This is a genomic window from Aeromonas ichthyocola, assembly GCF_046087985.1.
GTDB classification, from domain to species: domain Bacteria; phylum Pseudomonadota; class Gammaproteobacteria; order Enterobacterales; family Aeromonadaceae; genus Aeromonas; species Aeromonas rivipollensis.
Window position 1 is genome coordinate 705,674 of sequence record NZ_JBJSWH010000003.1, and the last position, 17,505, is coordinate 723,178.

General features: G+C 65.0%; 13 protein-coding genes. 5 read left to right on the forward strand and 8 right to left on the reverse strand.

All coding sequences use genetic code 11. The annotated features are described in order from the left end of the window. Window positions 1-21: 21 nt before the first annotated feature. From ACF2JD_RS12090 to ACF2JD_RS12115, 6 genes are all read right to left on the reverse strand, one after another. Window positions 22-1,041 (reverse strand): putative sulfate exporter family transporter, encoded by a 1,020-nt coding sequence (locus ACF2JD_RS12090; protein ID WP_440987491.1) that lies wholly within the window; start codon window positions 1,039-1,041, stop codon window positions 22-24. Then, a complete protein-coding gene (locus ACF2JD_RS12095; RefSeq protein WP_440987492.1) occupies window positions 1,029-2,012 on the reverse strand; it encodes a DsbA family protein in 984 nt (327 codons plus the stop codon). The genes ACF2JD_RS12090 and ACF2JD_RS12095 overlap by 13 nt, the downstream gene beginning before the upstream one ends. Continuing rightward, window positions 2,009-3,334, reverse strand: coding sequence for an MFS transporter (locus ACF2JD_RS12100; protein ID WP_163148652.1), 1,326 nt, complete (start codon window positions 3,332-3,334; stop codon window positions 2,009-2,011). Before ACF2JD_RS12100 ends, ACF2JD_RS12095 begins: the two co-directional genes overlap by 4 nt. 189 nt (window positions 3,335-3,523) lie before the next feature. Continuing rightward, window positions 3,524-4,576: a BKACE family enzyme gene (locus tag ACF2JD_RS12105; protein ID WP_106886508.1), complete on the reverse strand. Its 1,053-nt coding sequence runs from the start codon at window positions 4,574-4,576 to the stop codon at window positions 3,524-3,526. A gap of 81 nt (window positions 4,577-4,657) precedes the next feature. Continuing rightward, window positions 4,658-5,506 carry a TauD/TfdA dioxygenase family protein gene (locus tag ACF2JD_RS12110; RefSeq protein ID WP_395949967.1) on the reverse strand — a complete coding sequence of 283 codons (849 nt, stop codon included), beginning with the start codon at window positions 5,504-5,506 and terminating at the stop codon, window positions 4,658-4,660. A 73-nt stretch (window positions 5,507-5,579) separates the two neighbouring features. Further along, on the reverse strand, window positions 5,580-6,560 hold the full coding sequence (locus tag ACF2JD_RS12115) for a quinone oxidoreductase family protein (protein WP_404836231.1): 981 nt from the start codon (window positions 6,558-6,560) through the stop codon (window positions 5,580-5,582). Between the two features lie 368 nt (window positions 6,561-6,928). On the opposite strand from ACF2JD_RS12115, the gene prpB reads away from it, so the two are divergent. From prpB to prpF, 5 genes are all read left to right on the forward strand, one after another. Beyond that, the gene (gene prpB / locus ACF2JD_RS12120; protein WP_106886505.1) at window positions 6,929-7,828 is read left to right on the forward strand and encodes a methylisocitrate lyase; all 900 of its coding nucleotides are present in this window, start codon (window positions 6,929-6,931) and stop codon (window positions 7,826-7,828) included. Window positions 7,829-7,892: 64 nt separating this feature from the next. Next, on the forward strand, window positions 7,893-9,053 hold the full coding sequence (prpC, locus tag ACF2JD_RS12125) for a bifunctional 2-methylcitrate synthase/citrate synthase (protein ID WP_440987493.1): 1,161 nt from the start codon (window positions 7,893-7,895) through the stop codon (window positions 9,051-9,053). Then, window positions 9,053-9,205, forward strand: coding sequence for a hypothetical protein (locus ACF2JD_RS12130; RefSeq protein ID WP_162627285.1), 153 nt, complete (start codon window positions 9,053-9,055; stop codon window positions 9,203-9,205). Before prpC ends, ACF2JD_RS12130 begins: the two co-directional genes overlap by 1 nt. Continuing rightward, window positions 9,205-11,835 carry a Fe/S-dependent 2-methylisocitrate dehydratase AcnD gene (acnD, locus tag ACF2JD_RS12135; RefSeq protein ID WP_440987494.1) on the forward strand — a complete coding sequence of 877 codons (2,631 nt, stop codon included), beginning with the start codon at window positions 9,205-9,207 and terminating at the stop codon, window positions 11,833-11,835. The genes ACF2JD_RS12130 and acnD overlap by 1 nt, the downstream gene beginning before the upstream one ends. Window positions 11,836-11,987: 152 nt before the next feature. Further along, window positions 11,988-13,190, forward strand: a complete 1,203-nt coding sequence (gene prpF / locus ACF2JD_RS12140; protein WP_395949964.1) for a 2-methylaconitate cis-trans isomerase PrpF — start codon at window positions 11,988-11,990, stop codon at window positions 13,188-13,190. 132 nt (window positions 13,191-13,322) lie between these two features. Here prpF and ACF2JD_RS12145 read toward each other — a convergent pair whose 3' ends face one another. Both ACF2JD_RS12145 and ACF2JD_RS12150 read right to left on the reverse strand, forming a co-directional pair. Continuing rightward, window positions 13,323-13,577 carry a DUF6719 family protein gene (locus ACF2JD_RS12145; protein ID WP_404836228.1) on the reverse strand — a complete coding sequence of 85 codons (255 nt, stop codon included), beginning with the start codon at window positions 13,575-13,577 and terminating at the stop codon, window positions 13,323-13,325. 367 nt (window positions 13,578-13,944) lie between these two features. Beyond that, window positions 13,945-17,304 carry an Ig-like domain-containing protein gene (locus tag ACF2JD_RS12150; RefSeq protein WP_440987495.1) on the reverse strand — a complete coding sequence of 1,120 codons (3,360 nt, stop codon included), beginning with the start codon at window positions 17,302-17,304 and terminating at the stop codon, window positions 13,945-13,947. Window positions 17,305-17,505: the final 201 nt, after the last annotated feature.

Consider the following 17,505-nt stretch of genomic DNA (forward strand, 5'->3'; position numbering starts at 1 on the left):
GATTCGGCATCCATAGCCTTCCTAAGGCTTGATGCCCCAATGCATCAGGGTCAGCACCAGGGCGACCAGGAAGGCGGTCTCCCCCACCATCAGCAGGATGGGCTTGATGCCGACCGCCGCCAGCTCCTTGAGCTGGGTCTTCATGCCGATGGCGGCGATGGCGATCACCAGGCACCAGCGCGACAGGCCGTTGACCCCCTCCTGCAACGGGACGGGCACCCAGCCTGTGCTGTTGATGCAGGCCAGCATCAGGAAGCCGACGGCAAACAGGGGCAGCAGGGGCGGACGCTTGCCAGAGGCGGGATCCGCCCCCTGCCTGCGGGTGATCATGGCGGCGACAACGATCACCGGCAGCAGCATGGCGACCCGCATCAGCTTGACCACGGTCGCCACGTCACCGGTCTCGGTGGACATGCTGTAGCCGGCACCCACCACCTGGGCGACGTCGTGAATGGTGGCGCCGAGGAAGACCCCCGCCTCCACCGGCGTCAGCTCGAAGAAGCGGGCGATCATGGGGTAGAGGATCATGGCCAGGGTGGAGAGCACCGAGACCCCGATCACGGTGAACAGGGTGGCGCGCTCCTTCTGGGGGTGATTGGGCAAGGAGGCGGCCAGGGCCAGGGCGGCGGAGGCGCCGCAGATGGCGGTCGCCCCCCCGGTCAGCATGCCGAACAGCCGCTGGAATCCCATCAGCCTGGCCGCCACCACGGAGAGACTGATGGTGACCACCACCAGGGTGACCACCAGCAGCACCGGCATCCAGCCCAGCTCGGCGATCTGGCCCAGGGTGATGCGCATGCCGAGCAGGGCGACTCCAATCCGCAACACGCTGCGCGCGGTGAATTCGATGCCCGCCTTGCAGGTCCCCTCGGCGGAGAGGAAGTTGAGCCCCATGCCGAGCAGCAGGGCGAACAGCAGCACGGGGGCGCCGTAGTGCTCGGCGAGGAAGGTGGCGGCGGCCGCCACCGTGATGCTGACCGCCATGCCGGGGGCCAGGGTTCGTACCCGCTGATAGCGATCCGTCATGGTCAGGGTGAGCATGGGATGACCTCCCGGGATGGGATGAGGATGGCGAGCCCCTCGCCCTCCCGCTCGACCGGGTAGCGGCCGACCCTGAGCTGGGTCGAGTTCAGCAGCAGCCCCGTCGTCAGGTTGAAGCGCAGGCCGTGGGCCAGGCACTGGATCACCTCCCCCTCCAGCTTGCCGCCGCACAATGAAGCCCCCTGGTGGGGGCAGCCGTCGTCGATGGCGTGGAAGCGGCCACCGACGTTGAACAGCACCAGGCTCTTGCCCTGGGCCTCGATGAGGATACGTTTGCCCGGTTCAGGCACCCGCTCGGCTGGCACCAAGATACGCGCAGCCGTCGCCCCGGCCGCCGTATCCAGCGCCTGGCGCAGGCTGGCCAGCAGCTTCGCCACCGGCTGGGCCCCGCTGAGAGTCAGGCCCTTCCCCATCACGAAGCTGGGCACCCCCTGCTGGGCCGCCCCGGGCAGATCGCAGTGGAAGGGAGTCCCGTCCCCCTGCAGGCTGCTCACCAGATCGGCGGACCCAAAGCCCGCCGCCTCGGCCAGTCCCAGCAAGGTAGCGCCATCCCCCAGATCCCCGCCGTGCAGGAAGTGGCAGGCGAACAGCCACTCCAGCAACTCGTCCAGCTGCGCCGGCGATCCCAGCTGGCAGGCCCGTTGCCACAGGCGGTGGGCATCGGCCGTGTTCGGCATGCGGGGGATATTGCCAAAGTCCAGCGCAACGCCGACGCTTGCCGCCGCCTGCCGTACCTGGGCCTGACGCAGGCCCATGGCCTGTTCGCTGCCAAGGCGCCGCAGGTAGAAGTCGTGAAAATCCTCCCCCTGCACCGGCAGCGCGGGCAGCAGTTGCACCCCGCGCCAGCGTACATCGACCTGCACCTCGGGCCGCTCTGCCCGCAGTTGGGTCAGGGCCTGCGCCAGCTGGCGTTTGCCGATGAGGCACCAGGGGCAGATGAAATCGACATAGACCTCGATGCTGAGCCTCATGCCCTCACCTCCGAGCCCTGGGGACCAGTGATGATCTGGCGGCCGGCGTCACCGTCGAGCCGGGCCACGTCCTTGTGGTAGTGGCGCTTGCCGTAGAAGAAGACGGCGGCCGCCGCGACGCTGATGAGGGGCACCAGCTGGAAGGCGTTGTCCAGTCCTATGTGGTCGGACACCTTGCCGGTGATGAAGGGGCCAGGAGCCAGCCCGAGCAGGTTGTTGGCAAGGGTCAGGGTCGCAAAGGCCGTGCCGTGCACGCTGGCGTGGGTGAGGTTGGCCACCATGGCACCGGCGGGACCCGAGGTGCCGGTGGCGATAAACATCCCCAGACCTATCAGCAGCAGCTGGGGCAGCCCGGCCGGCAGGGCAAACGCCAGGGAGAGCAGCAGACAGCTCCCGAGGCAATAGGCGATGGCGAGGCTTATCTTGCGATCCGGCCGGTTGCGGCACAGCCGATCGCTCAGCATGCCGCAGAGGATCATGCCGGCGCCGCTGCACAGCACTATGATGGCGGCCATGAGCCCCGCCTTGTCCGTGTCCAGCCCGTAGTAGCGGTTGAAATAGCTCGGCATCCAGACGATGACGGTGCCGCCGACGAACAGTTGCAGGCCGCTGCCCACATAGGCCGAGATCACCGAGCGGCTGGAATAGAGGCTGCGCAGGGGATTGCGACCCGCCTCCGTGCTCCCCCGTGCCGCCCGGCTGGTCTGGGAGATCCGCGCCTCCTTGACGATGAGGGGATAGATGGCTGCCAGCACCAGGCCGAACAGGGCCATGCCGGCGAAGGCCCAGCGCCAGCCGAGGAAGTGCGCCAGCACGCCCCCGGTGGCCATGCCAAGCACAGAGCCGAACATGCCGCCGGAGATGAAGGCGCCGGAGAGGGTGGCCCGCATCTCCCGCGGGAACACGGAGACCACCACGGCGATGCCGACGCTGCCGTAGGCGGCCTCACCCACCCCCACCAGGAAGCGGGCGATGAACATCTGCTCATAGTCCTGGGCCAGGGCGCAGCCCAGGGTCGCCAGGCTCCAGAGCGCGGCCATCATGGCCAGGCTCTTGACCCGGCCGAAACGATCGGCGAGCAGGGAGAGCGGAAAGGTCAAGAGCCCGACCATGAGCGCCACTATGCCGCTGAGCAGGCCCAGCTGGGTGTCCGAGAGCGCCCACTCCCCCTTGAGCATGGGGAAGACGGCATTGAGCACCTGACGCGACATGTAATCGGAGATGAGCAGACCGAAGGTCAGCGCAAACACTATCCAGGCATAACGACGGGGCACGGCAACCTTGCCGGCCTCTGGGTCGTCATCGATATGATACGTAGCCATACAATCCCTCGCGCTACTGCAAATTGGGTTGGGTTTTTCGGTCAACGGACCGGCGGCAGAGGCCCCCGGCCAGACAATATTGATTCATCACTCAGTTACCCTGCGTGCTGCATAGTGCAAGGCGCAAGGCCGTTTGGCAAACAGTGTTGGGGGTCGCCGCCCCGCTATTTTTGCGGCGACCCATCTGGCTCAGGACCGTTGTGGCACCCCTTTCTGGCCCGGGGTCCGGTTCGGCGCCATGCCGTTGGCCAGCAGCGTCTCCTCCACGCTGTCGTACTGCACGCCGATACGGTAGATGGCGCGCGCCTCCTTGCCGTTGGCTACCTCGCGACCCAGCTCGTGGGCGACCCGCACGCACTGGCGGATCTGCTCCACCGAGCTCATGCGCTGGCCGTGCTGGCCTATGATGGTGTCCTCTATGCCGCAGCGGGGGTGCAGCCCCATGGCCATGGCCATCATGTTGAAGGGCAGCACGTTTTTCAGCAGGGACTCGGCGGTGACGCAGGCACCGTCCGGCGCACGGTGGACGAAGTTCATGAAGTTGAACGGGTTGGGACCGTCGAAGCCGCCGCCGATGCCGATCCAGGTGAGGTTGAGCGGCCCCATGTAGACACCCCGGCGCACCAGCCGCTCCAGGGTCTCGAGGGCGTGCATGCCGGTCAGCTGGAAGTGGGGCTGGATGCCATTCGCCATCAGCCGCTTGAGGTGCTCCGCCACCCAGGCCGGGCCGGCCGGCACCGTCATTTCGCTGTAGGCCGCCTGGTAGGCGGGGTTCGCCAGCGAGGTGCCCGCCAGGTACTCGGGGTAGAGCAGCTCCATGATGTTCATCTGGGTGGTGTTGATGGCGACCGTGACCTGATCCGGCTTCGGGGTCAGCTCGGCCAGCATGTGGCGGGTGTCATCGGAGAGCCACTTGGCCGCCTCCCCCTCCCCTTCCGGCGCGAAGGAGATGGAGCCGCCGACCTGGATGATCATGTCGGGCACCGCCTTGCGCACCCCGGCGATCAGCTCGTTGAACTTGGACAGCCGCTTGGAGCCGGTGCCGTCCAGCTCGCGCACGTGCAGGTGCAGCACTGTGGCGCCGGCATCAAAGCACTCCACCGCCTTCTGGACTTGCTCCTCCATGGTCACCGGAATGTCTTCCGGGAAGTCGCCGGGGGCCCACTCTGGGCCGTAGGGGGCCACTGTGATGACCACCTTTTCCATGTTTTCCGGGTGCAGGGAATCGTCAAAAAATTGCATCTGTTCATTCCTTAAATTGGCTGGCCTTCCATGAAGAGCCGGGCGTGGTGATATCTCCCGGGCGCGGGGCCCGGGGTTTGATCAGAAGGGGGTATCTCCCATGATCCCGGCCCGCTCCATCTTGCGATGGCTGGGGGGGTAGTCCATGGCGGCATAGTGCTGGGTGCTGCGGTTGTCCCAGATGGCGATGCTGCCCGGCTGCCAGCGCCAGCGCACCTGATACTCGGGGATATAGGCCTGGCTGATGAGGTAGCGCAGCAGATCGCTGCCCCCCATGCTGTAGTCCTGGCCGACACGCACGTGGGCCGGGGTGTGGAAATTGGTGAGATGGGTGGCGAAGGCGTTGACGAAGAGGATCTTCTCGTCGGTCTCCGGGTGGGTGCGCACCACGGGGTGCTCCGCATCCGGGAACTGGGCCTTGAGGGCGAGTCGCTTCTCGATGGGCATGGCCGCCCCGAAGCTCGCCTCTATGCTGTGACGGGCACGCAGGCCGTCGATTTTCTCTTTGACCTCTTCCGGCAGCTGCTCGTAGGCCACCACCATGTTGGCCCAGAGGGTGTCGCCCCCCACGGGCGGACACTCCACGCAGCGCAGCACGCACCCCATGGGCGGTTGGGTGCGCCAGGTGGCGTCGGTGTGCCAGGCATTCTCGTAGCGATCGTTGGGTACCTCCGGGGACTTGTAGATGCGCACCAGACCGGGATTCTCCGGGTCGCTGCCCGCCACCGGGTGATCCTCCAGCTCGCCGAAGCGGCGGGCGAAGGCCACGTGATCGGCGCGGCTGATATCCTGCTTGCGCAAAAACAGCACCCTGTGCCTGAGCAAGAGGGTACGGATCTCGGCGAACAGCCCCTCATCGTGAACGGCGTCCGCCAGGTTGACGCCGCTCAGTTCGGCGCCTATGTGGCAGGTCAGTTGTTCTACACGCATGTCTCTCTCCCTGAATGACAAGTCAGTGCTGCAGGCGCCGCCCTCCAGTGCGGGCTGGCCTGGGATCCTTGGCCTAGATGATGAACACGGAGGAGCCCGTGGTCTGGCGCGACTCGAGATCGCGGTGAGCCTGCGCTGCGTCCTGCAGCGCGTAACGCTGGTTGATCTCTATCTTGATCCGACCGCTGGCCACGTGATCGAACAGCTCGCCGGCCAGGGCCTCCTTCTCGGCGGGATCGGCGATGTAGTCGGCGAGCGCCGGACGGGTCAGGTAGAGGGAGCCCTTCATGGCCAGCAGCTGCGGATTGAAGCCCTCGATGGGACCGGAGGCGGTGCCGACGCAGACCATGAGGCCACGGCGTTTGAGGGAATCGAGCGAGCCCATGAAGGTACTCTTGCCGACGCTGTCAAACACCACGTCGACCCCGGCGCCGCCGGTCAGGGCGCGCACCCGGGTGGCCACATCTTCGCGGCTGTAGTCGATGGTGAAGTCGCAGCCGTGGGCGCGGGCCAGCTCGGCCTTGGCGTCGCTCGAGACGGTGCCTATCACCGTCAGCCCGAGCAGCTTGGCCCACTGGGCGACGATGAGGCCGACGCCCCCCGCCGCCGCGTGCAGCAAGATGCTGTCACCGGGCTTGAAGTCATGGATGCGGCGCATCAGGTAGGCAGACGTCAGGCCCCGCATTGTCATGGCGGCGGCGGTCTCGCAGCTGATGCTGTCCGGCAGCTTGATGAGGGGGGCGGCCGGGATCAGGCGCTCGGTAGAATAAGCGCCGAGGGTGTTGATAAAGCCGGTGTAGGTGACGCGATCGCCCACCGCCACGTTGCTCACCCCCTCGCCCACCGCCTCCACCACCCCGGCTGCCTCGACACCGAGGCCATTGGGCATGGGGATGGGGTAGGTGCCGTTGCGAAAATAGGTGTCGGCATAGTTCAGGCCGACCGCAGCATGGCGCAGGCGCACCTGGCCGGGACCGGGCTCGCCCACCGCCACCTCTTCGTAGCGCAGCACGTCCGGGCCCCCGGTTTCATAAAAGCGTATGGCGTTGGCCATCTCTGTTCTCCAATCCGTTCGTGAATGAAATGCATCGTCCGGATTGAATCTAGGGGGTTGGGTGAATGGCCGCTTTTCATCGGGCGACAGCCACTTTTCATCTCATGACACCCCCCTTCGAATTCGTTGCCCGCCCTCGGGGAAGACGACAGAATCGGCCCTGTTCCCCCATGACGGCGAGGCGACATGGCCGGGCAAGTGTTGGAGCCTGAAGGTATTTGATTGAATTACAAGGATTTATCCAGGAAGCAGCCGCCTGTGCCCGCTCAGTGACGGGCCTTGGACCTAAGCATAATTGACGTTAACGTCAACGTAGTGTGAGATGGTTCTATTCACAGCAAAACATGAGCAGCATGAAAGGAGTCACTATGTCTAACTTGTCCCCCTCGGCCGGGGCGCGTTTTCGCACCGCGCTGGCCAATGAGAAACCCCTGCAGATCGTCGGCACCATCAACGCCTACATGGCGCTGATGGCCGAACGCAGCGGCTTCAAGGCCCTCTATCTGTCCGGTGCCGGGGTGGCCAACGCCTCCTACGGTCTGCCGGATCTCGGCATGACCTCCATGAACGACGTGCTCATCGACGCCGAACGCATCACGGCCGCCACCCAGGTGCCACTGCTGGTGGATATCGACACCGGCTGGGGCGGCGCCTTCAACATAGCCCGCACCGTCCGTGCCTTCGAGCGCGGCGGGGTCGCCGCCGTCCACATGGAGGATCAGGTCGCCCAGAAACGTTGTGGCCACAGGCCCAACAAGGCCGTGGTCTCCCTCTCCGAGATGGTGGACAGGATCAAGGCGGCGGTGGATGCCCGCCAGGACGAGAACTTCGTCATCATGGCCCGCACCGACGCCCTGGCGGTGGAAGGGCTGGGCTCGGCCCTGGAGCGCGCCGCGGCCTACGCCGCCGCCGGGGCCGACATGATCTTCGCCGAGGCGGTCACCGAACTTCACCAGTACGACAGCTTCAAGCAGGCGGCTGGCGTCCCCATCCTCGCCAACATGACCGAATTCGGCAAGACGGAGCTGTTTGACAAGGAGGCCCTCGCTGCCCACGGCGTCGACATGGTGCTCTACCCCCTGAGCGCCGCCCGCGCCGCCAACCAGGCCGCCCTCAACGTCTATCAGCAGCTTCGCCGCGACGGCCACCAGCGTGCCGTGGTCGACACCATGCAGACCCGAGAGTCCCTCTACGACTTCCTCGGCTACCACCACTACGAGCAGACCCTGGACAGGCTGTTCACCAAGGACCTGTCTACCAAGGAATAACATGCCGACCGGCCGCCTCATGCTGGCAGCCGGCGCTTCAACGGACTGAATGAGGAAACCTGTGATGAGCGCACTTGTGGAAACCACCCCCGGCTTCAAGCCGAAGAAATCCGTCGCCCTCTCCGGCACCGCCGCCGGCAATACCGCCCTCTGTACCGTGGGCCTCTCCGGCAACGATCTGCACTACCGTGGCTATGACATCCTGGATGTGGCCACCAGCTGCGAATTCGAGGAGATTGCCCACCTGCTGGTGCACGGCAAGCTGCCCAATGCCGCAGAATTAGCCGGCTACAAGGCCAAGCTCAAGTCCCTGCGCGGCCTGCCCGCCGGGGTCAAGGTGGCGCTGGAGCAATTGCCTCCCAGCGCCCATCCCATGGATGTGATGCGCACCGCCACCTCGGTGCTGGGGTGTCTGTCGCCGGAGAAGGAGGATCACAACCACCCGGGGGCCCGCGACATCGCCGACAAGCTGATGGCCTGCCTCGGCTCGGTGCTGCTCTACTGGTATCACTTCAGCCACAACGGCAAGCGCATTCACGTCGAGACCGACGATGACTCCATCGGCGGCCACTTCCTGCACCTGCTGCACGGTGAGAAGCCCCGCGACTCCTGGGTGCGCGCCATGCACACCTCCCTCATCCTCTATGCCGAGCACGAGTTCAATGCCTCCACCTTCACCGGCCGCGTCATCGCCGGCACCGGCTCCGACATGTTCTCCTGCATCACAGGGGCCATAGGCGCCCTGCGCGGGCCCAAGCACGGCGGCGCCAACGAGGTGGCCTTCGAGATCCAGAAGCGTTACGACAATCCCGATGAAGCCGAGGCCGACATCCGCGCCCGCATCGAGAAGAAGGAAGTGGTCATCGGCTTCGGCCACCCCGTCTACACCGTCTCGGATCCCCGCAACAAGGTGATTAAAGAGGTGGCTCGCGAGCTCAGCCTGGAGCAGAACAACACCAAGATGTTCGACATCGCCGAGCGCCTGGAGTCCACCATGTGGGAAGCCAAGAAGATGTTCCCGAACCTCGACTGGTTCAGCGCCGTCAGTTACCACATGATGGGGGTGCCCACCGCCATGTTCACCCCGCTGTTCGTGATCGCCCGCACCTCCGGCTGGTCGGCCCACGTCATCGAGCAGCGCATCGACGGCAAGATCATCCGCCCGAGCGCCAACTACGTGGGCCCGGAGGATCTCAAGTTCGTGCCGCTCAAGGAGCGCAAGTGATGACCAACACTCAATATCGCAAGCCGCTGCCCGGTACGGCACTGGATTACTTCGACGCCCGGGAGGCGGTGAACGCCATCGCCCCCGGCGCCTGGGACAGACTCTCCTACACAGCCCGCGTCCATGCCGAGCAGAATCAGGAGCGCAAGTGATGACCAACGCACAATACCGCAAGCCCCTGCCCGGCACTCAGCTTGACTACTTCGACGCCCGGGAGGCGGTGAACGCCATCGCCCCCGGCGCCTGGGACAGACTCTCCTACACCGCCCGTGTCCATGCCGAGAACCTTGTTCGCAAGTGCGATCCGGCCATCCTCACCGAGTGCCTCGGCCAGATCGCCTTGAATAAACGCGATCGCGACTTCCCCTGGTTCCCGGCCCGGGTGGTGTGCCACGACATCCTGGGCCAGACCGCCCTGGTGGACTTGGCCGGTCTGCGCGATGCCATCGCCGATCAGGGCGGCGACCCCGCCCAGGTCAACCCCGTGGTGCCGGTGCAGCTCATCGTCGATCACTCGCTCGCCGTGGAGTGTGGCGGCTTCGATCCGGATGCCTTTGCCAAGAACCGCGCCATCGAGGATCGCCGCAACGAGGATCGCTTCCACTTCATCAACTGGACCAAGCAGGCGTTCAAGAACATAGAGGTGATCCAGCCGGGCAACGGCATCATGCACCAGATCAACCTGGAGAAGATGTCCCCTGTCATTCACAGCGACAGGGGCCTCGCCTACCCGGACACCTGTGTCGGCACCGACAGCCACACCCCTCACGTGGACGCCCTCGGGGTGATAGCGGTGGGGGTGGGCGGGCTCGAAGCGGAGAACGTGATGCTGGGGCGCGCCTCCTGGATGCGCCTGCCGGAGATCGTCGGCGTGGAGCTGAGCGGCAAGCCGCAAGCCGGCATCACCGCCACGGACCTGGTGCTGTCGCTCACCGAGTTCCTGCGTCAGCAGAAAGTGGTCGGCGCCTACCTGGAGTTCCGTGGTGAGGGCGCCGCCGCCCTCACCCTCGGCGATCGCGCCACCATCTCCAACATGGCACCGGAATACGGCGCCACCGCGGCCATGTTCTTCATCGACCAGCAGACCATCGACTACCTGCGCCTCACCGGCCGTGATAGTGAGCAGGTCAAGCTGGTGGAGACCTATGCCAAGGAGGCGGGTCTCTGGGCCGACAGCCTGGCGAGTGCCCAGTACGAGCGCGTGCTGCACTTTGATTTATCGACCGTGGTACGCACCCTGGCGGGCCCCTCCAACCCCCACCGCCGCCTGCCGGTGGCCGATCTCGCCGCCCGCGGCATAGCGGTGGATCTGGACAAGGCCCGCGCCCAGGAGGCCGACGGCCTGCTACCGGATGGGGCCGTCATCATCGCCGCCATCACCAGCTGCACCAACACCAGCAACCCGCGCAACGTGATTGCGGCGGGGCTCTTGGCGCGCAACGCCAACCAGCTAGGGCTGGTGCGCAAGCCCTGGGTGAAATCCTCCCTGGCGCCGGGCTCCAAGACGGTGGCCTTGTACCTGAAAGAGGCGGGACTGGACAGCGAGCTGGAGCGGCTCGGCTTTGGCATAGTGGCCTTCGCCTGCACCACCTGCAACGGCATGTCAGGCGCACTGGATCCCGCCATCCAGCAGGAGATCATCGACCGCGATCTCTATGCCACCGCCGTGCTGTCGGGCAACCGCAACTTCGACGGTCGCATCCACCCCTACGCCAAGCAGGCCTTCCTCGCCTCGCCGCCGCTGGTGGTGGCCTACGCCATCGCGGGCACCATCCGCTTCGACATAGAGAAGGATGTGCTGGGAGTGGTGAACGGTAAGGAAATTCGCCTGAAAGACATCTGGCCGTCGGATGATGAGATAGATGCCGTGGTCAGGGCGTCGGTGAAGCCAGAGCAGTTCCGCCAGGTCTATATCCCCATGTTCACCATAGAGGAAGACCATGGCCCCAAAGTAGCGCCTTTGTATGACTGGCGTCCCATGAGCACCTATATCCGTCGCCCGCCTTATTGGGATAAAGAGGGGGAAGGGGCGCTGGCGGGGGAACGAACCCTCAAGGGCATGAGGCCGCTGGCGGTACTGCCGGACAACATCACCACGGATCACCTCTCCCCCTCCAACGCCATCATGCGCAGCAGCGCGGCCGGTGAATACCTGGCGAAGATGGGGCTGCCGGAGGAGGACTTTAACTCCTACGCCACCCACCGTGGCGATCACCTGACCGCCCAGCGCGCCACCTTCGCCAACCCCCAGCTGGTGAACGAGATGGCGGTGGTGAACGGCGCAGTGAAGAAGGGCTCCCTCGCCCGGGTCGAGCCGGAGGGCCGGGTCATGCGGATGTGGGAAGCCATTGAAACCTACATGGCCCGCAAGCAGCCGCTGATCATAGTGGCGGGCGCCGACTACGGTCAGGGCTCGTCCCGTGACTGGGCGGCGAAAGGCGTGCGACTGGCAGGGGTGGAGGTGATAGCGGCGGAAGGCTTCGAGCGCATTCACCGCACCAACCTGATCGGCATGGGGGTGCTGCCGCTGGAGTTCAAACCGGGCACCAGCCGTTTGACCTTGGGGCTGGACGGCACCGAGACCTATGACGTCAAGGGTGCGCGCACCCCGCGCACCGATCTCGTGCTGGTCATTCACAGGCGCAACGGCGAGACGCTCGAGGTGCCGATGACCTGCCGCCTCGACACCGCCGAGGAGGTCTCGGTCTATGAGGCCGGCGGCGTGCTGCAGCGCTTCGCCCAGGACTTCCTGGAAGCGACCACCCACAAGGCCGCCAGCTGATATATGGTATTCCTCCCCTTCACCGGGAGAGGCATGATGTGCTCCCTCTCCCTTTGGGAGAGGGTTGGGGTGAGGGGATCTCCCCTCATCCCCCCTTAGGGCACCTTCTCCCCGAGGAAGAAGGATCCGTCACTCTTTTCAGGACAAGATTCATGGCCCCACTCTCTTCGACTCACACACCTCAAGTCAGGATCCCGGCCACCTATATGCGCGGCGGCACCAGCAAGGGCGTCTTCTTTCGCTTAGGTGATCTGCCAGAACGCTGCCAGCAACCGGGCCCGGCCCGCGACGCGCTCTTCATGCGCGTCATCGGCAGCCCTGATCCCTACTCTGCCCACATGGACGGCATGGGGGGCGCCACCTCCTCCACCTCCAAGTGCGTGATCCTCTCCAAGAGCCAGCAGCCCGATCACGACGTGGACTACCTCTACGGCCAGGTTGCCATCGACAAGCCCTTCGTCGACTGGAGCGGCAACTGCGGCAACCTCTCCACCGCCGCCGGCGCCTTCGCCATCCACGCCGGGCTGGTGGATCCCGCCCGCATTCCCCAAGACGGCACCTGCGTGGTGCGAGTCTGGCAGGCCAATATCGGCAAGACCATCATCGCCCAGGTGCCGGTGAGCAACGGTCAGGTGCAGGAGACCGGTGACTTCGAGCTGGACGGGGTCAGCTTCCCCGCCGCCGAAGTGGTGCTGGAGTTCCTCGACCCGTCCGACGATGGGGAGGACGGCGGCGCCCTCTTCCCCACCGGCAACCTGATCGACGATCTCGAGGTGCCAGGCATAGGAAACATCAAGGCCACCCTGATCAGCGCCGGCATCCCCACCGTCTTCGTCAACGCCGAGGAGATCGGCTATCAGGGCACCGAGCTGCGCGAAGCGATCAACACAGACCCCGAGGCGCTGGCGCGCTTCGAGGCCATCCGGGTTGCCGGTGCCCTTCGCATGGGCCTCATCAAGAGCCCCGCCGAGGCGGCCACCCGCCAGCACACCCCCAAGATTGCCTTTGTCGCGCCGGCCAGGGAGTACCGCACCTCCAGCGGCAAACAGGTGCAGGCGAACGAGATCGACCTGCTGGTACGGGCCCTCTCCATGGGCAAGCTGCACCACGCCATGATGGGCACCTGCGCGGTGGCCATAGGCACAGCGGCGGCCATTCCCGGCACCCTGGTGAATCTGGCGGCCGGTGGCGACGAGCGCGAGGCGGTGCGCTTCGGCCATCCGTCCGGCACCCTGCGGGTGGGCGCCGAGGCGCGGCAGGTGAATGGCGAGTGGACTGTCACCAAGGCGGTCATGTCCCGCTCCGCCCGCATCCTGATGGAAGGCTGGGTGCGGGTGCCGGGGGATGCCTTCTAGCCCGCAGCAAGCCTGCACACCACCGAAATGAAAAGGCCCGGGCAATTGCCCGGGCCTTCTTGTGGTGACCTTCGTATTGGGGCTGATCTCCCCCTCCTCGCACGCAAGGCTACTCCCCTGCTTATCCACCCGTTATTGCGGGCGCGCCACGCACTCTACATGGCGCGGTATGCTCTTCTTCGCATCGCCACCGATCAGCCGCTTCACCTGACCATCCGGGCATTGGCCGTCGTCCACATAGGCAAGCTTCCCATAAGGGAGCTTGCCCGGCGCGGGATCCTGACTCAGATAGCTGATGGGGGTCGGCGCGAAATGGGTGCACCCCGACACCAGGCCCACCAGCAACACCCCCCCTGACAACAGCGCGCTCTTCCATATGACAGCCATAGACCACTCCCCTGTGTGCGGCGGAATCTGCACCAAACTGTGCATCTCCTCATACCAACCCAGGCAGTGTAGTCACCCTTCATGGCTGCCCGATAGCCTCCCCGGGCGGCGCACCGACGGATCCAGACACAACAAAAAAAGCCCAAGTGACAGGGTCACTCGGGCTTTGTACTCCATTACGTCATAAAGGCAGACAAGCAGGATGCTACCTGTCACATCCTGTCAGGATCTGCGGCTGACACCGTTATGGCACCGAGGCGGACAGCCCATATACCCAGGCTGTCCGCACGCCGGCTGCCGCCAGACTCGCTATCCCTCCTCGCCATGCCCCCTGCGCTTGAGGGTGAGCGTTGGTCACCAGCACAAATTACTCTGCTGCCCGCCGGCACGACACAAAATGGGGATAAGCGTCGGGAACCGAAGAATGGTTGCCATACAGAGTGTTGAACACGTAGTGATTGCTGCCACTGCTATAATCGCCCGTCCAGTGGACGGAGCTAGTCGGCCAACCGGCAGCTATCGACAAGTTACCGAACTCCGCAAAGAGTCCCTGATACTCAGCCAGGGTTGGCAGGCGAAAACCTTGCCCCAGGTAAGTGCAATAGTCGTTTCCGTTAGACCATTGCATCGTGACGTAGGTCTTTCCATTGTGTTTAACTGTTTGGTCATATGGGATCCCCGAGGCATCCGCCTCGCTTTGCAGCGGCGGACAAGTCCATTCGGCCCCAAAACTGTCGACCAATATGCCTATAACACAGCCAGCACCATAAGCTGGCAGGGGGTAATACACGGTAAGCTGCGTAGTGGCACTGACCCCTGAACTATCCTGCATCGTCGCAGCAATGGTGGTGGCACCACCAGCAACCCCCGTGGCCAGGCCGCCGCCATTGATGGTGGCAATGGCGGTATTGCCGCTGCTCCAGGCGACGCTGGCACTCGCATCAACAACGCTCCCATCGGACAGAGTGGCCATGGCGGTGAACTGCTTGGTTTCCCCTATCAGAAACGAGTCATCTGCCGGCGTCACGACCAGAGAGACCGTTGTCGGAGGCAACTTAGCACAGGTCACGTTATCGTAGTTGTTGGCATCGTGTGCCGTACCACCGCTGGTGCCATTCCCCAAATAGAAGCGATAGTGGGAGCCCGCATTAGTCCCCATGGTCGACGACCAGTAGGCTCTCTCGCCCGGCCAGCCCGCATGGTTTTCCAGGCTACCAAACTCGTCGTACAGTCCCTGCAACTCATTCTGGCTCGGCAGGTAATACCCATCCCCCAGGCCGGTGCAGTAGGCGTCTGCCTGCGGCCAATTCAACAGGGCATAGATAATGCCGTTCTCGCTATAGGTCATACCGTAAGCAATACCCTCGGCATCGGCCTTCGACTGGGTCAGCGGACAGGTCCAGGTCTTGCCTGCCCCATCGACCAGAGTATCCGTGGCACAACCGGCCCCCGTCACCGTCAGCTCGGCCGTGTCGCTAAGCGAGGAGCCATCCAGCGTCATCGCCGTGATGGTGCTGCTGCCCACCGCCACCCCGGTCGCCAGGCCGGTGTTGCTGCCGATGGAGGCGACGGCGAGATCGCCGCTGCTCCAGCTGACCGAGCTGGTCATATCCTGGCTGCTGCCATCGGACAGGGTCGCCGTGGCGCCAAACTGTTGGTTCTGCCCCACCGCGACAGTGGCGCTCTCAGGGGTCACGGCCAGCTCTGTCATGACGGCATTGGTCACCGTCAGGGCCGCGCTGCCGGACTGACCGCTGGCGCTATCGGTGGCCGTAATATTGGCGCCACCCATGCTGACGCCGGTCGTCAGCCCGCCGATGACGGTGGCTACCCCGGTGGCGTCGCTGCCCCAGCTGGCGGTGTCTGTGATGTCCTGAGTGCTGTTGTCGGACAGCTGGGCGGTCGCGGTGAGCTGCATGCTGAGCCCAACCGGCACAGTGGCCGGATCCGGTGTAACAATCACCCCCATCACGGCGGCGTCGCCCACCGCCAGTGAGGCGCTGTCACTCAGAAACTGGCCATTGATGCTGCCCGCCGCGCTGATGTAGGCCGAGCCCTGCGCCACCCCGGTTGCCACCCCGGTGCTGCCATCGACGGTGGCGACGCCGCTGTCGTCGCTGCTCCAGCTGATATTGTCGTTGCCGGTCAGCTCCTGGCTGGAGCCATCCGACATCCAGGCGCGCACAGTGAACGGCTTGCTCAGGCCCGTCGACACCGTCTCGATGCCCGGGCTCACCTCCAGGCTGGTCACCTTGGCGCCGCTCACCGTCAGGGACGCGCTGTTGCTGACGGACACGCCATTGACGACGGCGGTGGCACTGATGTCTGTGGTGCCCACCCCCGTCCCGGTGGCATGGCTTCCATCGAGGGTGGCAACAAGGGGGTCGCTCACCCAACTGGCGCTGTCGGACATCGGCAAACTGGTGCCGTCCGACATCAGGGCCGTGGCTTCATAACGCTGGCTAGTGCCAATAGATACCGAGCCCCTGGCCGGGGTCACCTGCAAGGCGGTGACTGTGGCGTCTGTCACTGTCAGTTGCGCGTGACCGCTGAAGATCTGGCCGTTGACGCTGGTGCTGGCGTTGAGGGTGGCGGTGCCGGCGTTGGCCCCCGTGGCCAAGCCGGTGACACTGATGGTAGCCATGCCGGGATCGCTGCTGCTCCAGCTGGCATCCAGCACAGGCTGGCTGCTGCCATCGGACAGCATGGCGGTTGCGCTGTACTGCTGGGGCAAACCTATCGGCGCCCTCAGGCTGGGGGGCGTCAGCTGCAGTGCTGTCACTGTGGCATCGCTCACCTTCAACTGAGCCGAGCCAGCGATGGGCTGACCATTGAAGGTGCCAACGGCCGTGATGGTCGTGGTGCCGGCACTCACCCCCTTCCCCTGCCCCCAGAGATCCTGCTCATTGCTGACGGTGGCGGTGGCGCTGTCACCACTGCTCCAGCTCACTATGTCCGTCACCACCTGACTGGTGCCATCTGAGAGCACAGCGGTGGCGATCAGAGGCTGTGCCAGGCCGATCGCCGTCGTGCTCGCTGCCGGGGTCACCTGCAAGGCGGTGACTGTGGCGTCGCTCACCGTGAGCTGCGCCGCGCTACTGACGCTCTTGCCCTGGAAGAGACCGCTCGCACTCAGGCTGGCCACGCCCGACCCTATCCCGGTCGCCAACCCTTGCGCGACTGTGGCGGTGCCCGCATCATCGCTGGCCCAGCTCACCTCAGGGGTCACATCCAGGGTGGTACCGTCGGAGAGCTGCAGGGTGGCGGTAAAGCGCTTGCTCAAGCCCGACGCCACCAGGGTGGCAGGGGGCGCCACCTGCAACCCTATGGCCTGGGCATTGCTGACCTCCAGCTGCGCCCTCGCCTCGACAGGAGTGCCATTGGCCCCCACTCCTGACGCCGTGATGGTGACCTTGCCCGGCGCCACTCCGGTCGCCAGCCCTGTGCTCGTGATGGTCGCGATGGCGCTGTCGCTGCTGCGCCACTGAAGATCGCCGAGCGCCGTCACATCCTGCACCTTGCCATCGCTCATCACCGCCTGCGCCACATATTGCAGCCCCAGCATCACAGGTATGCGTCCCTGGGGCGGGGTTACCTGCAGCGAGACCATGGACGTCGCGCCGCTCCCGGACTCCGGCTGTGATGACGAGTCCTCATCTCCCCCGCCACAGGCGGTCAGCAACAAGGCCGCCATGGACGCGCATATCCACATGAATAGTTGTTTCATCGTATGTCCTAATAAGCTGTTCAACTTGTATACCTTGCCCCCCTGCCCTGTCGTTTTTGCGGCTGGGCAAGCGCCCTATTGCGACCCAGCAGAGGCCAGCCAGAATCACCGGGATCAGGTCATCACAAGGGCACATGAAAACGAGAGAACCGGATTCACCGGGCTATCGAGCAGGGCGAGCTGTGGCTGCCAACGCGGGCA